At 54.6% G+C, this 24109-nt stretch carries 20 protein-coding genes and 1 pseudogene; 19 read left to right on the top strand and 2 right to left on the bottom strand.

Features of this window, described 5'->3' with window-relative positions; genetic code table 11:
* Positions 1–10 precede the first annotated feature (10 nt).
* Positions 11–2299 (bottom strand): FdhF/YdeP family oxidoreductase, encoded by a 2289-nt coding sequence (locus ACLHV8_RS12270; RefSeq protein ID WP_410376898.1) that lies wholly within the window; start codon positions 2297–2299, stop codon positions 11–13.
* A gap of 1000 nt (positions 2300–3299) precedes the next feature.
* Between ACLHV8_RS12270 and ACLHV8_RS12265 the strand changes: the two genes are divergently transcribed.
* From ACLHV8_RS12265 to ACLHV8_RS12210, 12 genes are all read left to right on the top strand, one after another.
* Positions 3300–3794 (top strand): hypothetical protein, encoded by a 495-nt coding sequence (locus tag ACLHV8_RS12265; protein ID WP_028018705.1) that lies wholly within the window; start codon positions 3300–3302, stop codon positions 3792–3794.
* 23 nt (positions 3795–3817) lie between these two features.
* A complete protein-coding gene (gene tssJ, locus ACLHV8_RS12260) occupies positions 3818–4321 on the top strand; it encodes a type VI secretion system lipoprotein TssJ (RefSeq protein WP_049008586.1) in 504 nt (167 codons plus the stop codon).
* Positions 4322–4346: 25 nt separating this feature from the next.
* Positions 4347–5690, top strand: a complete 1344-nt coding sequence (gene tssK, locus ACLHV8_RS12255; protein WP_128347548.1) for a type VI secretion system baseplate subunit TssK — start codon at positions 4347–4349, stop codon at positions 5688–5690.
* A 17-nt stretch (positions 5691–5707) separates the two neighbouring features.
* Entirely contained in the window at positions 5708–6946 is a 1239-nt protein-coding gene (locus ACLHV8_RS12250; protein WP_208594432.1) for a DotU family type VI secretion system protein, read from the top strand.
* Positions 6947–6948: 2 nt separating this feature from the next.
* A complete protein-coding gene (gene tssM, locus ACLHV8_RS12245; RefSeq protein ID WP_208594433.1) occupies positions 6949–10569 on the top strand; it encodes a type VI secretion system membrane subunit TssM in 3621 nt (1206 codons plus the stop codon).
* A gap of 16 nt (positions 10570–10585) precedes the next feature.
* A complete protein-coding gene (gene tagF, locus ACLHV8_RS12240) occupies positions 10586–11302 on the top strand; it encodes a type VI secretion system-associated protein TagF (protein ID WP_028018710.1) in 717 nt (238 codons plus the stop codon).
* 11 nt (positions 11303–11313) lie between these two features.
* Complete coding sequence (gene tssA / locus ACLHV8_RS12235) at positions 11314–12330, top strand: type VI secretion system protein TssA (protein ID WP_208594434.1); 1017 nt, start codon at positions 11314–11316, stop codon at positions 12328–12330.
* Between the two features lie 75 nt (positions 12331–12405).
* Positions 12406–12930, top strand: coding sequence for a type VI secretion system contractile sheath small subunit (tssB, locus tag ACLHV8_RS12230; RefSeq protein ID WP_008502644.1), 525 nt, complete (start codon positions 12406–12408; stop codon positions 12928–12930).
* Between the two features lie 3 nt (positions 12931–12933).
* Positions 12934–14433: a type VI secretion system contractile sheath large subunit gene (gene tssC, locus ACLHV8_RS12225; protein WP_028018712.1), complete on the top strand. Its 1500-nt coding sequence runs from the start codon at positions 12934–12936 to the stop codon at positions 14431–14433.
* A gap of 329 nt (positions 14434–14762) precedes the next feature.
* Positions 14763–15245, top strand: coding sequence for an Hcp family type VI secretion system effector (locus ACLHV8_RS12220; RefSeq protein WP_008502640.1), 483 nt, complete (start codon positions 14763–14765; stop codon positions 15243–15245).
* Positions 15246–15813: 568 nt separating this feature from the next.
* A protein-coding gene (locus ACLHV8_RS12215) for an IS1 family transposase (RefSeq protein ID WP_174491968.1) occupies positions 15814–16510 on the top strand; the annotation gives its coding sequence in 2 pieces (ribosomal slippage) (positions 15814–16067 and positions 16066–16510; 699 coding nt in all).
* A 102-nt stretch (positions 16511–16612) separates the two neighbouring features.
* Positions 16613–17161, top strand: coding sequence for a hypothetical protein (locus tag ACLHV8_RS12210; protein ID WP_410376897.1), 549 nt, complete (start codon positions 16613–16615; stop codon positions 17159–17161).
* A gap of 25 nt (positions 17162–17186) precedes the next feature.
* On the opposite strand, the pseudogene ACLHV8_RS12205 reads toward ACLHV8_RS12210, so the two are convergent.
* Positions 17187–18154: pseudogene (locus ACLHV8_RS12205) on the bottom strand (IS5-like element IS903B family transposase).
* On the opposite strand from ACLHV8_RS12205, the gene ACLHV8_RS12200 reads away from it, so the two are divergent.
* The 7 genes from ACLHV8_RS12200 to tssE all read left to right on the top strand — a co-directional run bounded on the left by ACLHV8_RS12200 (position 18134) and on the right by tssE (position 24107).
* On the top strand, positions 18134–18667 hold the full coding sequence (locus ACLHV8_RS12200; RefSeq protein ID WP_410376896.1) for a hypothetical protein: 534 nt from the start codon (positions 18134–18136) through the stop codon (positions 18665–18667). The pseudogene ACLHV8_RS12205 and the gene ACLHV8_RS12200 sit on opposite strands and share 21 nt — an antisense overlap.
* On the top strand, positions 18661–19077 hold the full coding sequence (locus tag ACLHV8_RS12195) for a hypothetical protein (protein WP_134708079.1): 417 nt from the start codon (positions 18661–18663) through the stop codon (positions 19075–19077). The genes ACLHV8_RS12200 and ACLHV8_RS12195 overlap by 7 nt, the downstream gene beginning before the upstream one ends.
* An 88-nt stretch (positions 19078–19165) precedes the next feature.
* Positions 19166–20920, top strand: coding sequence for a type VI secretion system-associated FHA domain protein TagH (tagH, locus tag ACLHV8_RS12190; RefSeq protein WP_410376895.1), 1755 nt, complete (start codon positions 19166–19168; stop codon positions 20918–20920).
* Positions 20917–21714: a PP2C family protein-serine/threonine phosphatase gene (locus ACLHV8_RS12185; protein WP_114976964.1), complete on the top strand. Its 798-nt coding sequence runs from the start codon at positions 20917–20919 to the stop codon at positions 21712–21714. Before tagH ends, ACLHV8_RS12185 begins: the two co-directional genes overlap by 4 nt.
* A gap of 16 nt (positions 21715–21730) precedes the next feature.
* The gene (locus tag ACLHV8_RS12180; RefSeq protein ID WP_208595203.1) at positions 21731–22729 is read left to right on the top strand and encodes a hypothetical protein; all 999 of its coding nucleotides are present in this window, start codon (positions 21731–21733) and stop codon (positions 22727–22729) included.
* Positions 22730–22738: 9 nt separating this feature from the next.
* Positions 22739–23551: a type VI secretion system accessory protein TagJ gene (locus ACLHV8_RS12175; RefSeq protein ID WP_410376894.1), complete on the top strand. Its 813-nt coding sequence runs from the start codon at positions 22739–22741 to the stop codon at positions 23549–23551.
* Positions 23544–24107 carry a type VI secretion system baseplate subunit TssE gene (gene tssE, locus ACLHV8_RS12170; RefSeq protein WP_028018721.1) on the top strand — a complete coding sequence of 188 codons (564 nt, stop codon included), beginning with the start codon at positions 23544–23546 and terminating at the stop codon, positions 24105–24107. Before ACLHV8_RS12175 ends, tssE begins: the two co-directional genes overlap by 8 nt.
* The last annotated feature ends 2 nt before the right edge of the window (positions 24108–24109 follow it).

Raw genomic sequence — 24109 nt, 5'->3', positions numbered from 1 at the left:
GCGAACAGCCTTACAGCATGCGGATCTCTTTCGAGCGCAGGGTGATGCGAACCGGAACCGATTTATAGGACGGCGTACCGCTGTCCTTATCCAGATAATCGAGTGGAACCAGCACGTTGGCTTCCGGGTAGTACGCCCCGACAGATCCCTGTGCGATGCTGTATGCCACAACGGTAATATCTTCCAGACGCTGAACACTGCCGGGGAGGGCGGTTTCGATATCCACGCGATCGCCGTGTTCCAGCCCGGCCTGTGCCATATCATCTTCATTCATAAACAGCACATCCCGGCGGCCAAAAACGCCACGGTAGCGATCGTCCAGGGCGTAAATGGTGGTGTTGTACTGATCGTGGCTGCGCAGCGTGATCAGACGCAGAACATGCTCTCCTTCACCACTGGCATTTTCATGCACGCCGTCGAATATTGAGAACATCGCTTTGCCCGTTGCGGTTGGCCAGATACGTTTCGTTGGCGGTAGCGGCATGCGGAAGCCGCCGGGAACGCGGATCCGCGCATTGTAGTTCTCGAACCCCGGAATGGTTTGCTCGATGAGATCGCGGATGCGGTCGTAATCCTCAATCAACGTCATCCAGTCCACGCGAGTTGTCTGCAGAGTGGCTTTCGCCATGCCGGCGACAATGGCCGGTTCAGCCCGCAACAGTGGAGAAGCAGGCTTCAGCTTGCCTGAAGAGGCATGCACCATCGACATGGAATCTTCGACGGTAATGGACTGACGCCCGGTGGCCTGGACATCCAGTTCTGTACGACCAAGACACGGTAAAATAATCGTCTCTTTACCGACCAGCAGATGGGTACGGTTGAGCTTGGTCCCGACGTGCACACTCAGTTCGAGTGACCCCATCGCCGGAAAACCGCGCTCGTGATCGGGCATCGCGACGGCAAAATTACCGCCGAGGCAGATGAGCGCTTTCGCGCGGCCGTCGATCATGGCTTGCGTTGCCTGCACCGCATCATGGCCGTGGTGGGAGGGGGGCTCAAACCCAAAAACGTCTTTCAGACGCTGCAGAAATGCCGGTGTCGGCTTCTCGCTAATCCCGACGGTGCGGTTCCCCTGCACGTTTGAATGACCGCGCAGAGGGCAGATCCCCGCGCCGGGTTTGCCAATATTGCCGCGTATCAGCAGCAGGTCAGCAATCAGCCGGACGTTAGCCGTGCCTTTATTGTGCTGGGTAATCCCCATCCCGTAGGTAATGATGGTGGCACTGGATTTCGCATAGGCGTCGGCCACGCTTTTAAGGGCCGCCTTGCTTAGCCCTGACTCTCGCTCGATCTCGTCCCACTGCGTATGGGCAATATCGGCAGCAAAGTCCTCAAAACCCTGGGTGTGCTCGGCAATAAACGCGTGGTCGAGCACGTTACCGCGTTCGGCCTCCATGTGCAGAAGGTGTTTAGCAATACCTTTTAACGCGGCGGCATCGCCTCCGGCCTTCACCTGGAAGTAAGTCGACGCGATATCTGTCGAGCTGTAGGTCGCCATTTCAATGACGCTTTGCGGGTCAGCAAAACGTTCCAGAGCGCGTTCGCGTAGCGGGTTAAAGACGATAATCGGCACGTTGCGACGCGCAAGCTCATGAAGGGTACCCATCATCCGTGGGTGGTTAGTCCCGGGGTTGTGACCGATGGAGATCACCAGCTCTGTTTTATCGAAATCATCCAGTGAGACGGTACCTTTCCCGATACCAATCGAGCGTGGCAATCCGACGCTGGTGGCTTCGTGACACATATTCGAACAGTCGGGGAAGTTATTGGTACCGTATTCACGTGCAAAGAGCTGGAACAGGTAGCCCGCTTCGTTGGAGGCGCGCCCGGAGGTATAGAACTCAACCTGATCCGGATCGAGCTCGCGCAGGACCTCACCGATGCGTTGAAACGCCTCGTCCCATTCAACAGGCCTGAAAGTATCGCTTGCCCGGTCATAGCGCAGGGGATGTGTCAGACGGCCGTATCCTTCCAGTTCAAAGTCAGACTTAGCCAGCAGTGAGGTAACTGTGTTTTCGGCCAGAAACGCCGGGGTGACACGTTTGCTGGTCGCTTCCCAGGTCACCGCTTTCGCGCCGTTCTCACAAAACTGGAAGGTCGATTTGTGTTCTTTATCAGGCCATGCACAGCCCGGACAGTCAAAGCCGTCAGGCTGGTTGGTACGCAGCAGCGTCGCGGGAGCATCAAAGGTATCCATTTGGGTACGTACCGCAATGGCGGTGGCTTTTAACGCCCCCCAGCCTCCGGCAGGACCGTCATAGTGCCTGATTCCGGGAACTGAGCGTCTTTTCTTGTTCATACCAACTCCTGACTCGTTAACTCATACACCGTCGGACCAGTAAAACCACTGTGGGAGGCAATAAGCGCAAGCAATGATCGGCACGTGTATCAATGCACACGGTGTTGCAAAGCGCTTTATCTTAAATACCTCTTTATTACAGTGATTTATCAACGATGTAATCTAAATATTTAAAGAAATTATAACGAAATTTTATCATTTTGATAATAAATCTTATCTATCACGCATTCGGTGGGATAGATGACGCAGAAAGAAAAAATGATGTAGCAGCGGTAAAACTTCATATGAAAGTCGGGAAGGGTGAGCTAGCGGTAAACCTCAGCGTAAGTTGGTTTAGAGAAAAATCAGAACATTCTGGCAGCATAAAAGTTTACTCATGCTTAATTGTTAATTCATTCAATTGATGTCTGAATAGACAGTTATCACCATACAAAATACAAACTTATTTTGGGGTGTGAAATTAACCGTCTGCCAATGACCGAATTAATCTCATTTAAGGTGCCCTGCCGGAAAAAATAAACATACTCTATCGATGCAACAAATAATTCATAATGAATATATTCATTGCAAACCGAAAATAAACGAAATTCTACTAATTATGGTAGTGGTGAAAATAGGGCTTCTGCGTTAATGCAACTGGTTCTCTTTTGTGTTTTTCTTTTTTTAAAACAAGTAGTTGTGTTGGTTGTTTGCCTGGTAATTAGCTCATTGAGACTGCGCCACTTTGTTTGTCAGATTAATCCTATAATGCGCCATGTGCTTCATTAACCATCACTTGCGGGGCGTTAAATATTGAATTGATGCGAAGCTCATGTAAACTTGCTTGCTGTTTGTCAAAATATGTCAGGAAGACACTGGGCCTTATTCTGAAGGGCTCGTGCGGTAGCTATGCCCTTAAAATAGTCACGTCCCGAAAATATCCTGCATGTTTTAACTTTTGTACTTAAAACAAACTTCATTCCCTCATCTTCATCATCGAAATATCGCTACGGAAAAGCATATGAAAATGCGCGTACTGTTTTCACTTCTGTTTGTAATGGCGGTGGCGGGCTGTAAAGCGCCGCAGAAACCTGTGATCAACGACGATACGATCGTGACTAGCCAGGTCAACGGCGTCACCTTAACCCACCGTCACGCCGTTACCCCCCCAGCAGAATTCACCCAACTCAATGAGCCGTATCGTGCCATGTATCCGGCATCCGTGATGAGCCGTCCTGACTTTGGCGGAAAGGTTATCCGTACGCTGGAAACCGGAAAAACCTACGTGGTGCTGGGGCAGGTTGAACACTACTGGATGGCGCTTGCCGATGAAGGACAAGACCAGCTGATTGGTTACGTGCCGATGCGCGCCGTTATCAAGGCCGATCAGTACGACGCGGCCGTGCGTAAACAAGCCATTCGTCCTAAGTCACGTAAAAAAGCAACCTGTGTCGATGTTGATGGCAACAGCAAAGCCTGCAAAGACAGCGCTAACGGTACCTGGATCCTGAACTAAACGGCTTTTATGAGCGTGTTTTTATGAATAATAAAAATTTTCATCGGCTGTGGTTGGTCTTTTACGCGGTGGTTTTCACCCTTGTCAGTGGTTGTACGTCGTCTTCACACAGCGACCCTTCCCGCTACAATCTGCAGTTTCAGGCTCATCCACAAATCAATGAATCTGCGCCGCTTAAAGTCCGGGTACTGTTGTTGAAATCCGATGCGGATTTCATGTCCAGCGACTTCTATTCCCTGCAGAACAACGCGTCAGCAACGCTTGGCGCGAATCTGCTGAACAGCGATGTGTTCTTCCTGATGCCAGGACAGCTGTCGAAAACCCTCAGCGGACAAAGCTCTCCGGAGGCCCGCTATATCGGTGTGATGGCGGAATATCAAATGCTGGATGGAAAAAAATGGCGCGTTTCAATCCCTCTGCCTGTGCCAGGCGAAAATCATCTCTATCAGTTCTGGAAATGGTCCGCGGATGAACTCCAGGCCAACGTTTTTCTCGACGTGAATGGCATTCGTGTCATCAGTCAGTAACGCGCGTTAAAACAGGAAACACATCATGACGAAAGCAGAAAAGGTCGTCTGGACCGAAGGCATGTTCCTGCGTCCACACCATTTTCAGCGGGCTGAAAGCTATCTGCTCAACCATGTTCGTGAATGGGGTGCGCTACAGCGGTCCTATCTCTGGGGCTTTCTGGACGTTGAACTCGATGAAGCCATGCTGCGTCAGGGATGCATTGCCCTGAGCTACTGCAGCGGGTTGCTGCCGGACGGCACCTTTTTCCAGGTGCGTAACGGGCGCAACGGGCCTGCACCGCTGAAAATCCCGGACAACCTCACCAATGAAAAGGTGGTGCTCGCACTGCCGGTTCGCCGTGGCGAGAGAGAAGAGGTGATTTTTAGCGAAGAGCAGGCCTCTCTGGCGCGCTTCATCGCTTTTGAGCAAGAGGTAGAAGACGATAACGCCATGTCGGTGGGGGATGCCACCGTCCAGTTTGGCCGTCTTCGTCTGACCCTGATGCTGGAAAAAGATCTGACAGCAGAATGGACCGCCATCGGCGTGGCGGCAGTGACCGAGAAACGTAACGATAACCTCGTGCGACTCGATAACAGCTACATTCCGCCAATGCTGAACGCCAATAACAGCCCGCAGATCTACAGCATGATCAACGATCTGCACGGCTTACTGGTGCAGCGCAGTCAGCAGATTGGCGGTCGTCTGCGTCAGCCTGGCCGCTTTAACACCTCTGAACTGATCGAATTTACGCTGTTATCGCTGGTGAACCGCCATCTGGGCGAGGTTTCTCACTTAAAAACGCTGCCGCTGCTGCACCCGGAAACGCTCTGGCGCAGCTGGCTGCCGTTTGCCACCGAACTCGCCACCTGGACCTCGCAACGTCACGCCGAAAACGTACTACCGATTTACGATCATGACGATCTCGCGAACTGCTTCAGTAAGTTGATGCTGATGCTGCGTCAGGGGCTGTCGCTGGTGATGGAAGATCACGCGATTCAGCTGCCGCTTAACGAACGCTCTCACGGTCTGAACATCGCTACGGTGCCTGAAACCAGCATGGTGCGCGAGTTTGGTTTCGTACTGGCGGTAAAAGCCAGTGTGCCAGGCGAACACCTGCAAACCTATTTCCCTGCCCAGATGAAGATCGCGCCGGTATCGAAAATCCGCGATCTGGTCCAGTTGCAACTGCCTGGCATTATGCTGCGCGCCATGCCGGTTGCGCCACCGCAAATCCCATGGCATGCGGGCTACAGCTACTTTGAGCTGGAGAAAGGCAGTGAGCTGTGGCACGAGATGGATAAGTCCGGTGCATTTGCCCTGCATCTTGCAGGGGAATTCCCGGGGCTGGATATGGAGTTTTGGGCCATCCGTAGCCCGACAGAATAATATAGCGAGCGCTAAATATGCAGGAACGACAGGATACCGGCAGTGATGCCGCGATTACCGGAGCCAGTAGTAACAATCCGCTGGTGGCGGCCGCTAATCCGCTGCTCAATGCGATTCCGCAGATCCGTCATTCGGTGTCTCATGACGATCAGGTGGCATTACGCCAGCGTCTGATCGATGAAATTCGCCGTTTCGAAGTCCGCTGTCAGCAGGCTGGCCTCGCCTATGAGGTGATCGTCGGGGCACGTTACTGCCTGTGTACGGCCCTGGATGAAGCGGCTGCGCTGACCCCCTGGGGAAGCAGCGGCGTCTGGTCAAGCAACGGTCTGCTGGTGACGTTTCATAACGAAACCTGGGGCGGCGAGAAATTCTTCCAGCTGATGGCGCGCCTGTCGCAGAACCCGCGTGAACATATTCTGCTGCTGGAGATGATCAATTACTGCCTGCTGCTTGGCTTCGAAGGACGTTATCGGGTGCTGGATAATGGCCGCACCCAGCTCGAGACGATCAAGCAGCGGCTGTGGCAGATGATCCGCGGCGTGCGTGGAAGCTATCCGCCACCGCTTTCTCCCCATCCGGAAGATCGCCCGGTGCTGCGCAAACTGTGGCGTCCGATGGTGCCGCTCTGGGCTTGTGTCGCGCTGGCCGGGTTTATCGCCTGCCTGTTCTACATCGTCCTTAACTGGCGTCTTGGCGACAACACCAGCCCGGTGCTGGCGAAGATTTACCAGTCCCAGCTGCCGGAAACCACCATCCAGCAGCCAGCTCGCCAAGTACCTGCGGTGTTAAACCTGCGCGGCTTCCTGAAGCCTGAAATCGAGGCGGGCCTGGTCGCGGTGAAAGACGAAGCGGACCGCAGCGTTGTTATCCTGAAAGGTGATGGGCTGTTTGCCTCTGCTTCCACCGTTGTGCGTGACCGCTATGAACCGGTGATTAACCGTATTGCGCAGGCGATGAATAACGTCAGCGGCAAAATTCTGGTGGTGGGCTACAGCGACAACGTACCGATCCGCAGCGCGCGCTTTGCTTCTAACTATGAACTGTCTCTGGAACGTGCCCGCTCGGTACAGAAAATGCTGCAGGGAAGCCTCTCCCGGCCCGATCGTGTAAAAGCGGAAGGGCGGGGCGAAATTAACCCGGTGGCGCCGAACACGACGCCTGAAAATCGCGCCCGTAACCGCCGTGTGGAAATTACTCTGCTGGTGTCGCCTGAAAATACACAGGCTGAGCTGAACGGATTGCCGCAAGGAAACTAAGGATGCTGACTACACTTCTTTCCATTTTGACCAACCGCATTCTGTGGAGCTTCCTCGGCGTAACGGCGCTTGCGGCGGTGATCTGGATGATCGGTCCCCTGTTGTCCATCGTGGACACCCGACCGCTTGAGTCTGAACAAAACCGCATTATCAGCATCGCTGTGGTCTATCTGCTCTGGGCGCAAGGCCATATCCTGCCGCGGTTGTACAATGCCTGGCTGAACCGCAAGCTGATGGACAAGCTCAATGAGAACACGAGCAAACCGGAAGCCGCGGATCCGCAGAAACGACTGAACAGCGAGGAGCAGATCCTCGCCAGCCGTTTTGATGAAGCCGCGCAGATGCTGAAAAAAGCGCACTTCAGCAAAGCGGGGCAGAGTGCCCAGTGGACGCAGCGCTTCAGCACGCAATATCTGTATCAACTGCCGTGGTACGTCATTATTGGCGCACCGGGCTCCGGTAAAACCACGGCGCTGGTCAATTCCGGGCTGCAGTTCCCACTGGCCGATCGTTTCGGTAAGACCGCATTGCGCGGTATTGGGGGGACACGTAACTGCGACTGGTGGTTCACTAACGAGGCGGTGCTGCTGGATACGGCGGGTCGCTATACCACTCAGGAGAGCGAGCAGGTACAGGATGCCGGAGAATGGCTGGAATTCATGGGGTTACTGCGTAAGTATCGCCGCCGCCAGCCGATCAACGGTGTCATCATCACTATCAGCATTTCTGACCTTCTCACCCAGTCTGCCGAGGCGTCCCGCCAGCAGGCGGTGAATCTGCGTCAGCGTCTGTCTGAGCTGCATGAACAACTGGGCATTCGCTTCCCGGTGTACGTGATGGTAACCAAGGCTGACCTGCTTAAAGGCTTCCGTGCATGGTTTGCCGACTACGACAAAGCCCAGCGCGATCAGATCTGGGGCTTTACGCTGCCGTGGGAGCAAACCAGACACGCCGATTACGACCTGATGGGCAACTTCCAGCAGGAGTTTTCTCTGCTGCAGCAGCGCCTGGACGCCGGGCTGCCGGAAACCATGCTGAAAGAGCATGATGCAAAAACGCGCGCCGAAGCCTATCTCTTCCCGCAGGAATTTGCCGCGCTGCGTCCGCTGCTGGCGGACTACCTGAGCACGGTCTTCGCCCGTTCGAATTTCGAAACCGAGTTTTCCCCGCGCGGGATCTACTTCGCCAGCGGGACGCAGGAGGGCATGCCGTTCGACCGCGTGGTGGGCGAACTGAACCGCGCGCTCTCTTTACCTGAAGGTGCCGAGGGCGATAGCTGGGATGCAGTCAGCAAAGAGGCACCCATTCCAGGAGCGAAAGGCCAGAGCTTTTTCATCAAGAATCTGCTGCAAAACGTCATTTTCCAGGAGGCCGGTATTGCCGGAGAAAACCGCTGGTGGGAACTGCGCAACCGGGCGGTGATCTGGTCCGGCTATGCAGCACTACTGTCTCTGCTGGTGATCCTCGGTGGACTGTGGCTGACCAGCTACGCCAAAAACAAGGCGTATCTGGAAGAGGTCGATGCGAAGGTGCCGCTGCTTGATCAGCAGAGTAAAGCGTTACAGAACCAGCCTCAGCGTGACCTGTTTGATCTGCTGCCGCTGCTCAATGGTCTGGTGGACCTGCCGAAGAGTGACGCGTTTGATGTAAACGATCCGCCAGTATCCCGCCGTATGGGTCTTTATCGTGGGGATGACGTCAGTGATGCATCGCAGTCTCTGTACCAGAAAGCGCTGGATCAGATGCTGCTGCCTGCCGTCGCCATGCACATCACCACCTGGCTTCGTAACGACAACGGCAGCGATGTGGAATACAGCTACGAAGCGCTAAAAGCCTATCAAATGCTGTATCAGCCGAAGCGCTACGACGGCAAATTCCTGCATTCGTGGGTGATGCTCAATCTGCAGCGCAACCTGCCGCAGAACGTCACGAAGGCGCAACTGCAACAGCTTGAATGGCATCTTACGCAACTGCTGGAACCGAAAATTCAGGCCTCCCCGTATGCCCAGGACGAATCCCTGGTTACCCGCGAAAGAGCGCTGATCAACCAGCAGCCGCTCTCCACCCGCGTATATGGTCGTCTGAAGCGTCTGCTGGAACATGATGAAAATCTGAAGCCGGTTTCTCTTACCGACCTGGGAGGACCGCAGAGCGAACTGGTGTTTTCACGTAAAAGCGGCAAGCCGGTGAGTGAGGGTGTGCCGGGGCTTTATACCCCGGACGGCTACTGGAAAAGCTTTAACGGCCAGATTGACAGCGTCACCACCGCCCTGCATGAAGACGATGCCTGGGTGCTGGGAGCCGCCACGGCGCAGGAAGATAAAAAGCAGATCGATAACGCCGTGCGCCAGCTCTACATGCGAGACTTTATCGCAAACTGGGATCCCTGGCTCGCCGACATTCAGCTTAACAACAGTGCCGACCTTTCTCAGCGTATCAATACCGCACGCCTGCTTTCTGGCACAAACTCGCCGCTGCGCCGTCTGGTGCTGAGCCTGAGTCAGGTACTGAGGCTTTCTCGTGATGTGCCAGCAGCAGACAATGCTGGTAAAGCGCAGGATCAGAGCAACCGTGCTACCCGCACGCTGGAAGCGCTGTTCAGCAACAATGACAATACCCCGACGCAGGCTGCCGTGGTCACGCAGGCGCCGGAACAGCTGGTGACCGACCACTACGCCCCGCTGATTGAGCTGGCGCAGCCGCTGGAGAAGGGCGGGAAGACCATCGTCTTTGATGACTTTCTTAAGCAGGTGGACGAGCTTTATCGTTACCTGACCGCCGTCCAGGATGCCGCCAACAGCGGTATGCCGGCACCGGGTGGTGAGGCGATCAGCCGTCTGCAGGCCAGCGCCGGTCGCCTGCCGGGCGGGCTGCAAACCATGTTCAGCAACATGGCGGTGGGGGCCAGCAGTGATACCCAGCGCCGCGATCTGGACAATGTGCGTAAGCGGATCAATGTCGAAGTGGGCGGATTCTGTCGTCAGGCGATTGCCGGTCGCTACCCGCTGGTACGCAGCGCCAGCACCGAGGTCACTCCTGACGATCTCGCGCGTATGTTTGCGCCGGGAACCGGGCTGATGGACGCCTTCTTCCGCGACAATCTGACCAATAAAGTGGATACCACGCAGGCAAACTGGCGCTTTATGCCGGGCATTGACGGCAAAACGCTGCCGGGAAGCGAAGGGCTGCTGAGACCGTTCCAGCAGGCCCAGTCGATCCGTGATGCTTTCTTTGCTAATGGCGCCACGACCCCGTCTTTCAAAGTGACGGTCCGCACCGTCCGAATGGATAACACCATTCTGAACCTGACGCTGGACGTTGATGGCCAGCAACTGCGCTACAGTCATGGTCCTCAGGCGGTGCAGATCATGAACTGGCCAGGACCAGGTGGTACCAATCAGGTTCGTATGCAGCTGGGGCTGGCGAATGGCAGCACGGCAACGCTGGTGACCAACGGTGCCTGGGCGCTAAACCGCTTTTTCGATAAAGCGAGCACCAGCCCGGGGGCAGGTAGCCTGAGCCGCCAGGCCACGTTCAACGTCGACGGACATCAGGTCACGCTGGAGTTTGCGCCAAACAGCATTCGCAACCCGTTCCAGCTTCCTCGTTTCTCATGCCCATAACCGCAAGGACAGCCGTATGACGAATACCCCTGCGATGAACCGCTACAGCTGGTATGGCAAGTTACCCAGCGCCGGAGATTTTTTGCAGCGTCGCTTTCCTGACACTTTACAGCGCCAGTGGTCACACTGGTTCCAGGTTGGCCTGCTGGCCTGGCAGCAGGAAGAGCAGCGCAGCGGCGAGCGCCAGTTTCACAAAGCGCCGGTCTGGAATTTTGTTGTCCCCCCGATGCTGGGTAGCCAGATGATCCAGATGGGCTGTCTGCTGCCCGGCCGCGACAGCGTTGGTCGACAATACCCGGTTTGCCTTCAGCTGAGCTTCGCCCCGACAGAGTGGTCGACGAGCCTGCTCAGCCAGGCTGAAAGCTGGTATCAGCAGATTGGGCGCCTGGGTTTGCACGCGGTGCGCAATAGTTTTTCCGCCTCACAGCTGGATGAGATGCTGATGACCATTCCGGCGCCGCAGCCCGTTGAGCCGCAAAAGCGTTCTGACATCCTTGATGTGATTGGTTATGACGAAGACGGTCAGAACACGCTGGGCTGGCCCCAGGCCGCGGAATGCTTTGATCCGCTGCGCCAGACCAGCTACTGGTGGACTAACCGCTGCGATGGTTATCCGCTGTACACCCATGTTCACAGCGGTAACTTTACCGGGCAGCTTTTCACCCTGCTGTTCGACCCGGCAGGGGGTGCCCGCCCGGGCCGTCACGGTCTCTATCCGCCCATGTTTGAATAAGCAGGGAACTCATGAATATCGAAGAATTTCTCGCACCAATAAGCCCCGACAAGCCCTGCGGCGAAAACCTGGAGTACGACGCTGACTTCCAGATCATGAATCAGGCAAGTCTTGGGAAAGCAGAACAGCAGTTTGGCGACACCATTATCCCGGCAGAGCCTGCTGACTGGAACACGGTAGAAAAGTTCGCCACCAGCCTGCTGACCCGCACCAAAGATCTTCGCGTACTGCTGGCACTCACGCATGCCTGGACCCGCCGTCGCGGCCTGGCAGGTTACGCAGACGGGTTATTACTGGTGCAGGAGGCTATCAGTCGTTACTGGGAGCCGCTTTATCCGCTGCTGGAAGAGTATGGCGAAACTGATCCGTTCTATCGCATTAACGCTCTGGCCGCGCTGAGCGATAAATCTGATCTCACCGTCGCCGTGCGTAACGCTTCGCTGCTGCGTTCAAACGGCGATGAAATTTCGCTCCGGGATGCCCAGGCGCTGCTGGATGGCAGCAAGACCGAATGTCCGGATTATCCGGGTGGCCGTCCACGACTGATTGACGAACTGGCTCGCGGCGACCAGCCAGGTACCGCCGCGGTTATCGTCATTCACGAACGACTGCAGGCCATTCGCGATCTCCTCACCGGGTATCTCGGTGAAAGCGGCGTACCCGAAATGGAGCAGCTGCTGAAAACTGTGGGGCTGGTCGCCGGCGCGTGTCAGGTGACCGACATCAGCAAGCTGCTGCCAAACCGTGAAGCGCAGGTTGAACAACAAGCTGAGCAGCAACAGGTGACAGCACAGCCCGTTCAGCAGGTCACCGACTGGCGCAGTGTGCAGGTCACCAGCCGCGCCGACGCGCAGCTGATGCTGGAAAAAGCGAAGCAGTATTTTGCGCAGTACGAACCGAGCCACCCTGCGCCGCTGATGATTGAACGGGTACAGCGGCTGTCAGAACTCAACTTTATGGACATTATTCGCGACCTGGCGCCGGACGGCGTTAACCAACTGGAAAACATCTTTGGACGCCGCGAATAACGCGTCCAGGCATTATGACGACAGGCATGGAGCCTGCCGTTTCAACTTCACCGCGCATCTTTGATGGAGAACATCATGGCAATGAGTAACAGTGGGCAGAAATTCATCGCACGTAACCGTGCCCCCCGCGTGCAGATTGAGTACGACGTAGAGATCTACGGTGCAGAACGTAAAATTCAGCTGCCGTTTGTGATGGGCGTCATGGCCGATCTGGTCGGCAAACCGGTTGAAAACCTGCCGGCCGTCGACGAGCGTAAATTCCTCGAAATCGACATCGACAACTTTGACGAACGCATGAAGGCACTTAAGCCGCGTGTGGCGTTCCAGGTGGATAACACCCTGACCGGCGAAGGCAAGCTCAATGTCGATCTGACCTTTGACAGCATGGACGACTTCCTGCCGGATGCGGTGGCCCGCAAGGTTGAACCGCTGAACAAGCTGCTGGAAGCCCGTACACAGCTCTCCAACCTGCTGACCTACATGGACGGCAAAAACGGTGCGGAAGAGCTGATCGCGAAAATTCTCCAGGATCCGACGCTGCTCAAATCCCTGAGCCAGTTGCCGAAAAATGACGAAAGTGCGAAAGGTAGCGAGGAATAATCGATGAGCAACCAGACTCAACAACATGAGCAGCAGGCGGGTCAGGCGTTCAGCCAGGATGAATTCAGCGCGCTGCTGAACAAAGAGTTCCGCCCGAAAACCGATCAGGCGCGTTCCGCTGTAGAAAGCGCGGTCAAAACCTTGGCGCAGCAGGCGCTGGAAAATACCGTCACTTTCTCCAACGACACCTACCGCACCATTCAGAACCTGATCGCCGGTATCGATGAGCAGCTGTCGCAGCAGGTGAACCAGATCATTCACCACGACGAGTTTCAGAAACTGGAAAGCGCCTGGCGCGGTCTGAGCTACCTGGTGAACAACACTGAAACCGACGAGATGCTGAAGATCCGCTTTATGAGCATCTCCAAGCAGGAGCTGGGCCGCACCCTGAAACGCTATAAAGGCGTGGGCTGGGACCAGAGCCCGATCTTCAAGAAAATCTACGAGCAGGAGTACGGCCAGTTTGGTGGTGAGCCGTTTGGCTGCATCGTTGGTGACTACTACTTCGACCACAGCCCGCAGGACGTTGAGCTGCTGGGTGAAATGGCGCGCATCGGCTCTGCGGCGCACTGTCCGTTTATCACCGGTACCGCACCGGGCGTGATGCAGATGGAATCCTGGCAGGAACTGGCTAACCCGCGCGACCTGACCAAGATCTTCCAGAACACCGAATACGCCGCCTGGCGTTCACTGCGTGAATCCGAAGATGCCCGCTATCTGGGTCTGGTGATGCCACGCTTCCTGTCACGTCTGCCGTATGGCATTCGTACTAATCCGGTCGACAGCTTTGACTTTGAAGAGCAGACCGACGGCGCGAACCACAACAGTTACTCCTGGGCGAACGCGGCGTATGCGATGGCTGCCAACATCAACCGTTCTTTCAAAGAGTACGGCTGGTGCACCTCGATTCGCGGCGTGGAGTCCGGCGGGGCGGTAGAAAACCTGCCATGCCACACTTTCCCGAGCGATGACGGCGGTGTGGACATGAAATGTCCGACTGAGATCGCCATCAGCGATCGTCGTGAAGCCGAGCTGGCGAAAAACGGCTTTATGCCGCTGGTTCACCGCAAAAACTCCGATTTTGCGGCCTTCATCGGCGCGCAGTCTCTGCAGAAACCGGCCGAATACCACGACCCGGATGCCACCGCCAACGCGCGTCTGGCCTCTCGTCTGCCGTACCTGTTCGCCTGCTGCCGCTTTGCGCACTACCTGAAGTGCATTGTGCGCGACAAAATCGGCTCCTTCCGCGAGCGCGAAGAGATGGAACGCTGGCTGAACGACTGGGTAATGAACTACGTAGACGGTGACCCGGCCAACTCCTCTCAGGAGACCAAATCCCGCAAACCGCTGGCGGCTGCCGAAGTGCAGGTGCAGGAGATTGAAGACAACCCGGGCTACTACGCCGCGAAGTTCTTCCTGCGTCCACACTACCAGTTGGAAGGTCTGACCGTTTCCCTGCGTCTGGTTTCAAAACTGCCGTCGCTGAAGACGAAAGACGCGTGATTAAGGAGCATGCACAGACAGCCCCCTCTCCCTTGAGGGAGAGGGTTGGGGTGAGGGGGAAAATACGGCTACGGTGGTTATTCCGTTTTCCTCAAAAATAATTGTCTGTATGTGTTCAATTTTAATTCCGGCTAATGCTGGGTTTAGTAATAAAGACTTCACATTCTTTCCGTTTATTCAAGGGGAATGTAAGACTGTCAAATGACACGGGTCATTTGATGTGAGGCAGAGGTAAAATATGGACGGTTTTATTCAGCCCCATGCTTTCCTGTTTGCCATATAAGTGCTTTTTCGAAAGCAATATTGTTCATCCACGAAGAGTAGATATTATGGCTATTGATATGTTTCTGAAGGTCGAGGGTGTTACGGGCGAATCTAAAGATTCTAACCACACCGGCTGGACTGATATTACCTCCTTCTCCTGGGGCGCTTCCCAGCCAGGTAATATGAGCGTCGGCGGTGGTGGTGGTGCCGGTAAAGTTAACTTTAACGATCTGCACGTTAACGCTCTGATTGACAAATCCACTACAGCAATCCTGAAACACTGCGCCAGCGGTAAACACCTGACCAAAGTTGAGCTGTCCGTCTGTAAAGCCGGTGGTCAGCAGGTAGAATACTCCCGCATCACGCTGGAAGACGTTCTGGTAACGTCTGTTCAGTACACCGGTGCAGATAACGGCGATACCGTTGGTGTGACCTACGCATTCCAGGCTGCGAAAGTGAAACAGCAGTACTGGGAGCAGACCACTTCTGGTGGTAAAGGTGCTGAAAGCAGCGCTGGCTGGAACATCAAAGAGAACAAAGAAGCGTAATTGCGTATGTGACCGGGGAATTTTCCCCGGTTATTACGATTGGTTCACAACCCGGTGTATATTTGCGATGGAAAAAGCGTTAACGGTTATATCCATTGTATTATCATGTAGCGCCTGTATATCCCATCCTGCTCAGTTTCAGAGTCTAACCGTTAAGTTAGAAAAAAATGTTCCCTGTTTTGGAGTTTCGAATGACGCGAGATTCGGTGAACCTGTGTTAGTTTATGAACCTTCGATATCTAGACGTGTAGGTAACGGATGGGAGACTGTTTTTTCTCCAGGGAAATATCCTTCTCGCCATATTCTAAAATCTGAAGAGTGTCTTCGCTGGGATAAGGTGGACTGGCGGTCAGGAGAGTATGATGTGGTATTAAAGTCGAGAAATTATAATGGCGCTATTCGATATGCGACTCGCTTTGTGCTCAGTATAAATTCTAAAGGTGAATTATCGCTGGCTAAAATAGAATAGAGGCGTTTTCAAATGTTGGCGTTTTAAAGAAGTGCCAACATTTGGGTAATGGTGCCAACTTACTGATTTAGTGTATGATGGTGTTTTTGAGGTGCTCCAGTGGCTTCTGTTTCTATCAGCTGTCCCTCCTGTTCAGCTACTGAAGGCGTGGTGCGTAACGGTAAAAGTACTGCCGGACATCAGCGCTATCTCTGCTCTCACTGCCGTAAAACATGGCAGCTACAGTTCACTTACACCGCTTCTCAACCCGGTACGCATCAGAAAATCATTGATATGGCCATGAATGGCGTCGGATGTCGCGCCAGTGCACGCATTATGGGCGTTGGCCTCAACACGATTTTACGACACTTAAAAACTCAGGCCGCAGTCGGTAAACTCACGCATACAACCGGGCAGTGACGTCATTGTTTGCGCGGAAATGGACGAACAGTGGGGTTACGTCGGCGCTAAATCACGCCAGCGCTGGTTGTTTTACGCGTATGACAGGATACGGAGGACGGTTGTGGCGCACGTATTCGGTGAACGCACGTTGGCCACGCTGGAGCGTCTTCTGGGCCTGCTGTCGGCCTTTGAGGTCGTGGTATGGATGACGGATGGCTGGCCGCTGTATGAATCACGCCTGAAGGGAGAACTGCACGTTATCAGCAAGCGATATACGCAGCGCATTGAGCGGCATAACCTGAATCTGAGGCAGCATCTGGCAAGGCTGGGCAGGAAGTCACTGTCGTTCTCAAAATCGGTGGAGCTGCATGACAAAGTCATCGGGCATTATCTGAACATAAAACACTATCAGTAAGTTGGAGTCATTACCAACATTTGGGTACTAATTCAACTCCATTTTTATTTTAATGTTTTTACTTATTCGTGAGCGTTTTTGTGAAAATCAAAGGGAATGAACATGGCTAGTCAATCATTAGTTAATCCGGGATATTGTATTGTTCAGCAACCAGGAACCCTGGATTTCCAGGCAAGGCACTTGTTCAACAATCCCAATAGTGATGCTGCACGTTATTTCATGCAGGTTAATAGTGATATGCAGTGGTCAAAACCTGGGCAGATGTTGATTCTTGATGCGCCGGGAAGTAATAATGCTGTGCAATTTAAGCAATTACAGCTTGCAAAAAAGAAAGTCAATGGTGCTCTGGCCGATCTTAACTCTGGAGAAGCGAATTTCTTTAACCAACATTTTAGTACCATAGCCGCAGTCACTAATTTTATGGATAAGTCCCTTGGTGTCGTTGCTGATGCAGGTGAAAAATATTTCAGTGAAATAGAAAAAAAACTTAAATCCATTGAGTTGGCTTACCAGAATCAGTACAGGGCGCAAGGGACATTGATAAGCCAACAGTTTTTTGTTGAGCGTCAGCGCCTCTTTTCTGAGTTGGATGGTTTATTAAACAAATTGTCCCGACTGACGGCTTTGTTGAATAAATCAGATTTCGGGTAAGTCTCCCCCGTAGCGGGTTGTGTTTTCAGGCAATACGCACGCTTTCAGGCATACCTGCTTTCGTCATTTTGTTCAGCGCTCGTACCAGGGCCATAGCCTCCGCAACCTGACCATCGTAGTCACGCAGCGTCAGTGAACCCCCGAACAGCTGTTTTACCCGGTACATCGCCGTTTCCGCTATCGAGCGACGGTTGTAATCTGTTGTCCATTTCCACCGCGCATTACTCCCGGTCATTCGCTGATTAGCCACTGCACGGTTACGGTCTGCATATTCACCGGGCCAGTAACCCGCACCTTTTCGGGGAGGGATAAGCGCGCTGATTTTCTTACGCCGCAGTTCATCGTGACATAGCCGGGTATCGTAAGCGCCATCGGCGGCGGCTGACCTGATTTTCCGGTGGGTTTGCCGGATTAACCCGGGGAAGGCCTCTGAGTCCGTAACATTGTTCAGCGACAGGTCAGCGCAGATGATTTCATGTGTTTTACTGTCAACGGCGAGATGCAGCTTACGCCAGATACGGCGGCGTTCCTGGCCATGCTTTTTGACTTTCCACTCGCCTTCACCGAAGACCTTCAGCCCGGTGGAATCAATTACCAGGTGTGCGATTTCACCCCGGGTGGACGTTTTGAAACTGACATTAACCGACTTTGCCCGCCTGCTGACACAGCTGTAATCCGGGCAGCGTAGCGGAACGTTCATCAGAGAAAAATGGAATCAATAAAGCCCTGCGCAGCGCGCAGGGTCAGCCTGAATACGCGTTTAATGACCAGCACAGTCGTGATGGCAAGGTCAGAATAGCGCTGAGGTCTGCCTCGTGAAGAAGGTGTTGCTGACTCATACCAGGCCTGAATAGCTTCATCATCCAGCCAGAAAGTTATGGAGCCACGGTTGATGAGGGCTTTATTGTAGGTGGGCCAGTTGGTGATTTTGAACTTTTGCTTTGCCACGGAACGGTCTGCGTTGTCGGGAAGATGCGTGATCTGATCCTTCAACTCAGCAAAAGTTCGATTTATTCAACAAAGCCCCGACTGACCTTAAAGATGAAACCCTATAACGAATTGAAGCATGCATTAGGCTTGTCAAGCAGATCCATTGTACATGAATGGAGTACAGCCGGAGTCGCTTCTATTCGTGGTTATTCAACTTATATCGATAATGCCTCTAAGGCTGCTCGTTTTCTTAAAGCGGGAGGGTGGCTTGCAATAGGTTTTGCAGGTGCAAATACCACTAATGAAGTTTACAATGCCTGCACCGCGGGACGAGAGCAGAGTTGCTCTAAAGTCGCTGTGAAAAAATACAGCAGCTTTGGTGCAAGCCTGGCAGGGGGGATTTACGGTGGTAAATACGGAGCCATGGCAGGTGCTGGTGTATGCGTTGCGCTTGGTGTTGCGACGGGGGGCGCAGGACTGCTCGCCTGCTCCATTGTCGGGGCTGCTGCAGGAGGATACGTTGGTGGCGAGATAGCGGGCGGAGCGACTGAGTATATGATGGATAAAATATGGTGAATATAGAGAATTTATTATTACTACTTATCGTGGTTTTATTGCTGATTGTTGTAATTATGGATCTGCGCAGTTCTCGTTATTTCAAAAAACACGAGGCTGATTATAATCAGTTACTTTCAGACTATCGGCGCAAGGGATATGATCTCGATCTTGTAACCGACTATGCTTCTTTTTTTGGTTCGCTGGCCAATTATCAAAAAATAATCTGGTTTGTTCGCCTTTATAAAGGCGTTAAAATGAAATTTACGCGTGAAAGGCTTGTTCAGGAAGATGCTTATAAATATGTACAGTCGTTACCTGAAGAAAGAATTGGTTGGATACTAAAGTTACATCGCCGTTATAAGTTACAGGCGTTAATATTCACTCTATGGCTCATTGTTGGATTATATTTTATCATCTTCATTAAATAGTTTTTTGATATTCAATTTCTCAAACGCCGCCGTTCTCGCTCCGAGAGCGGCAGCGTTTGAGCGCTAATCATACCAGCAGGAATACGCCATGCGATTCACGATTATTTCTACAAAACCCGGTCATCAGCCGCCGCAGAGCAGCTGTGATTTTTATGCCCCGGGCGGCACCATTGGGCGCGGTACGGATAACAACCTGGTGTTGCCGGATAATGACCGCACTATCTCTCGTCTGCAGGCCATTGTTCACGTTGACGCCCAGGGTGAATGCCGCGTGACCAACCGTGGCAGCGTCACCCGCGTGGTATTAAATGACATTCCGCTGGAGCGGGGGCGTCAGGTTGAACTGCAGGATGGCGACATTCTCGGTATTGATGACTACCGCCTCGAAGTGACCGAGCTGATCCACGACACGCAGCCCGTGAGCCGTATGGCGGCGAGCATGCAGCAGCAGGCACGTCCGACTGTCGCACCCGCACCCGCTCCGCAACCGAAGCCTGTGAGTGCAGCGCCACGAGCGAAAGCAGAGCCGACAGCCGTGCCAACGGAAATCTGGGATAACCTGATGCAGGAGTTCTCTATCTCCGACAGTATCTCCAGCAACCGCACAAAACCGCAGCCTGCAGCTTCGCACGATCCCTTCTCCCAGCCTGCGGCCCCGGAGCGTAACGCTGAAGATCCGCTGGCGATGTTCAACGACAGCGATCCTAAGCTTGAGCGTAAGAATGTCGATCCGGACACGCTGTTCAGCGATGAAGCGTTGTTCAAAAAAGAGAGCATCTTCGATGACGTCACCCCGTCAACACTGGTGCCGCCTGTAGAGAGTAAACCCGCACCAGAAGAAGAGGCGACGGATGAGCTCGATCCGCTGGCCCTGTTTGGTGGCAAGGCCAGCGCGCCAGCTGCGCGTAATGATGACCCACTCGGGCTGATGGGCGGCACGCCGTTAACCCATCCGGATGAGGTCATCGACAATCAGCCATTACCTGAACCTGAGCAGGAAGACAGCGTGCTGGCTGATTCTCCTCTGTTTGCCCCTGAGCCGCAGGAAGCACCGCGTGCAGAAGAAGCGCCCGCGCGACCAGATTATGCAGGTTTCACGATGCCTACGCCGCAGGTTGTGACGCGCAGTAGCGCTCAGGCCCCTAAGGGCCGTCTGCGTATCGATCCGGTCAATAACACTGCCACCTCAACCGCCACGGTAAACAATGGCGAGAAGGGCGATGTGTTGCAGGGTGAACTGCTGGAGGCGCTGCTGGAAGGCATGGGCCTGAGTGAAATGCAGCCGGTGCCGCAGTTTGACCGTGAAAATATGCGTCAGCTGGGGCAGATTCTGGGTATGTTCTCTCAGGGAACCGTGGCGCTGCTCTCCTCGCGCTCCATCCTCAAGCGCGGCGTAAAAGCCGACATGACCATGGTGCTGGACGATGCCAACAACCCGTTCAAGCTGTTGCCGACCGGCAAAACCGTCCTGATCCAGATGTTCGGCACCCCGATGCCGGGGTTTATGCCGCCAACAAAATCCGTGCGCGACGCGCTGATCGATTTGCAGGCGCATCAGCTGGGTATGATCTCCGGTATCCGCGCCATTATTGCCGCGATGCTGCAGTCCTTTAACCCGGAACAGCTCGAAGAGCAGGCGAAGCAGAACGGCATGACCTCCCGTCTGGCGCTACCGGGCAGCCGCAAAGCCGCCCTGTGGGACTATTTTGTCCGCAGCTATGGCGAGACGGCCGGCGAGATTGAGGATGACTTCCATACCCTGTTTGGCGAAGCATTCCTTCATGCGTATGACATGGAGGTGAATCAGTACAAAGACTCACAGAGCGGATCGGAAGACAAATGAATATCGCAACGGCTTCTCTCTCCCGCCAGGGGACGCGCGCCAGCAACCAGGATCAGACGGGAGAAACCATTGGGGAACGTTCAGCCTGCTTTGTCGTCTGTGACGGCATCGCGGGCCTGCCGGGTGGTGACGTCGCCGCTGAACTGGCCCGCAACAGCATTATCTCCCGCTTCGATGGCGACAAGCACCTCAACGCGCAGCATATACGCGACTATGTGAAAACGGCGAACCGCACCATTCTGAGTGAACAGCAGGCGGTACAGGACTATCGCCGGATGGGCACGACGCTGGTCAGCCTGTTTATTGACAGGGATTACGGCCTGGCGTACTGGGCGCACGCCGGAGACAGCCGTCTGTATCTGTTTCGTCGGGGCTGGTTGTGGCATGTCACCACCGACCACAGCCTGGTGCAACAGATGAAAGATGCCGGACACCAGACCGACGACCTGAACAGCAACCTGCTGTATCTGGCGCTGGGGATTGAAAACGGTGGACCGGAAGCGAGCTACAGCGACGTGGTACAGGTTGAAGATGGCGATGCCTTTTTACTCTGCACAGACGGCTTCTGGCATGGCGTCAGCGAAGAGCAGATGAAACAATCGCTACACATGGTCAACACACCGCAAGAATGGTTGACCTTAATGAACCAAATCATTCAAAAGAATGGCGAGCAGGAGGGGAATGCGCAGGATAACTATACCGCTCTGGCGGTATGGATGGGCAACCCTCAGGACACCACATTGCTGCACACACTCTCTGACGCAGCACAATTTCTTCCCTGCGGAACTGATTAGACACACAAGGAACGATATGAAACTTTGGCTATCGGGTTTGGCACTTCTGACGGTGGCTTCCACCGCGCAGGCTGAGAATTTCCGCATTGTGCAGTCACCTGCGCAGAAGCTGGATATCTGGATCGACAACATCAAAGACAACACGCCGCAGAGCTGGTGTAAGCCAGAGGTGGCCCTGCGTATTGTGGCGAACGGCAAGAAAGACGTTTCCGTTCTGGAGAACTTTGTGCCACGTCTTGGTGCTCTGCTGGAACACCAGTGCAGCAAAGTGAATAAGCTCAACTGGACGCTTAACGATCCGGCGGGCACGACGCTGGCACAGGGCACAGCAGGTAAAGCACAGGATTGGGCGCTGGTGGTGAAACAGGAGCAGTCCGCCCCAGCAGCGACCGTAACCGCAACCCCTGCCAGCGGTGCGTTAGTGCCGCCGGACCAGAATGTCGCCGCCCAAACTGCTGCCGCCGACCGCACGCCGTGGCAGGAATTTACCCTTCAGGATGGCTGCCACCTGCGCACCTTCTGGGAAGGGGGTTCCTCAGCACCGGCGCTGTTTATTCCGGATACTGACACCACCCGCTGCGGTAACGGGAGCTGGCTGAGTGGACACGCCGTCATCTCACAGTCCCGTAACGGCGGGCAGAAAGAGATGGCAGTGACGTACATTCATGGCTTCCCGGTAATGGGGCTGAATCAAAGCGCCAACCCTGAAAACGCGCTGATCACCTCCGTCAATAAAGAGCGCATGGTATTCAGCACCCCAAACAGCGACCAGAGCTGGATGATCCTGCCTTACGACGACACCCTCAATAGCTGGAAGAGTAACGGCACCGTAGCGGTGGAGATTTCCCGTGAAACCGCCAGCGACGATGCAAAACTACAGGCGCGTATTGCGGCAGTGAAAAAAACCTGGAGCGCCTGGGTTGCACCCGGTACCCCGGTGAATATCGTTCTGATTGATACCCTGCGTCCTCAACTGCGCGACCCGGCAGTCGGTGCGTGGCGCGCGGCGAATTAAGGAATGGCTATGAATACGCTTTATCAACACCTGGCGGGTGAGTCGCTCAGCGACGCGCTGGCACGTCTTGAAGCCGAAATCAAAGCCCGTCCGGCAGATGCCGATCTCCGCGCCGCGTTCGTACAGTTTTTAACCCTCAGCGGCAACTGGACGCGTGCGCTGACTCAACTGAAAAGCTGGCTGGCGCTGAAGCCTCAGGCAAAGCCAACGGTTACGCTGCTGGAGCAGTCAATCCAGGGCGAGTTGCAACGTGCGCAGGTAATGGCGGGACAAGCGCGTCCGGCCATGCCTGAAACCCAGTGGCCGTGGCTGACCACGCTTGCTGCGGCGCTGAGCGAAGAAGGCGAACAAGCCGCGGTACTGCGTCTGGACGCCCTTGAACAGGCGCAGGCAAACCCGGGACACCTCACCCTCGAAAACGAGGAAACACAGACGTTTGACTGGCTGATGGATGGCGATGCCCGTCTCGGCCCGGTGTGTGAAACCATTGTGAACGGTCGCTATTTCTGGCTGCCGTTTAGCGCCATCGCAGAAATCCGCTTCCAGGCTCCGGCCAGCGTCACCGATCTCGTCTGGCGCCATGCGCTGGTACGTCTGACCGACGGTACGGAACAGGTGTGTCAGATCCCGGCGCGCTATCCTTTTGCGGCCGATGCCTCCGATGCGGTCAAGCTGGGACGCACCACCGAGTGGCGTCCGCTCGACGAGGACGCCACCCTTTACGAAGGGATGGGGCAGAAAGCCTTGCTGAGCGAACAAAGCGAAAGCCCGCTGCTGACGCTAAGCCTCGTGACGTTTGCGACGGATGGAGCCGATGAGTAATCCCGCTGGCGAAGGCGATCTGCTGCGCAGCGGCTGGCAAGCCCGCAGCAAGCAGGAGAAGGTGGGGGCGCGCGATAAAATGCAGCCCTCACTGCTGGATCGCCTCACCGATAACGACCCGGAAAAAAAACGCGAGTCGGCCAACAGCAATCTGATCACCCACGCTGCGCTGCGTCGCAATGTCCTGCGGGATCTGCAGTGGCTGTTTAACACCATTAACCATGATGCGTCCGGTGATTTGAGTGCGTTGCCACACGTCAACCGCTCGGTGATCAACTTTGGTGTTGCGCCGCTGGCCGGGAAGCGCATGTCGGATATCGAATGGCACGACATTCAGCGCAAGCTCACTGAGGCCATCATCAATTTTGAACCACGTATTTTGCCGCAAGGGCTGCAGGTTCGCTGCGTATCGGATACCTCATCGCTGGATCTGCACAACGTGCTGTCCATCGAAATCAAAGGGCGTTTGTGGTGTGTGCCATACCCGCTGGAGTTTCTTTTTCGCACTGATGTCGATCTGGAAAACGGCCATTTTGAACTGAAAGATGCGGGGTAATC

It is taken from the genome of Enterobacter sp. CPE_E863, assembly GCF_046521465.1.
GTDB classification, from domain to species: Bacteria; Pseudomonadota; Gammaproteobacteria; order Enterobacterales; family Enterobacteriaceae; genus Enterobacter; species Enterobacter adelaidei.
The sequence above is the reverse complement of the archived record's forward strand: the minus strand, read 5'-3'. Positions and strand labels throughout refer to the sequence as shown.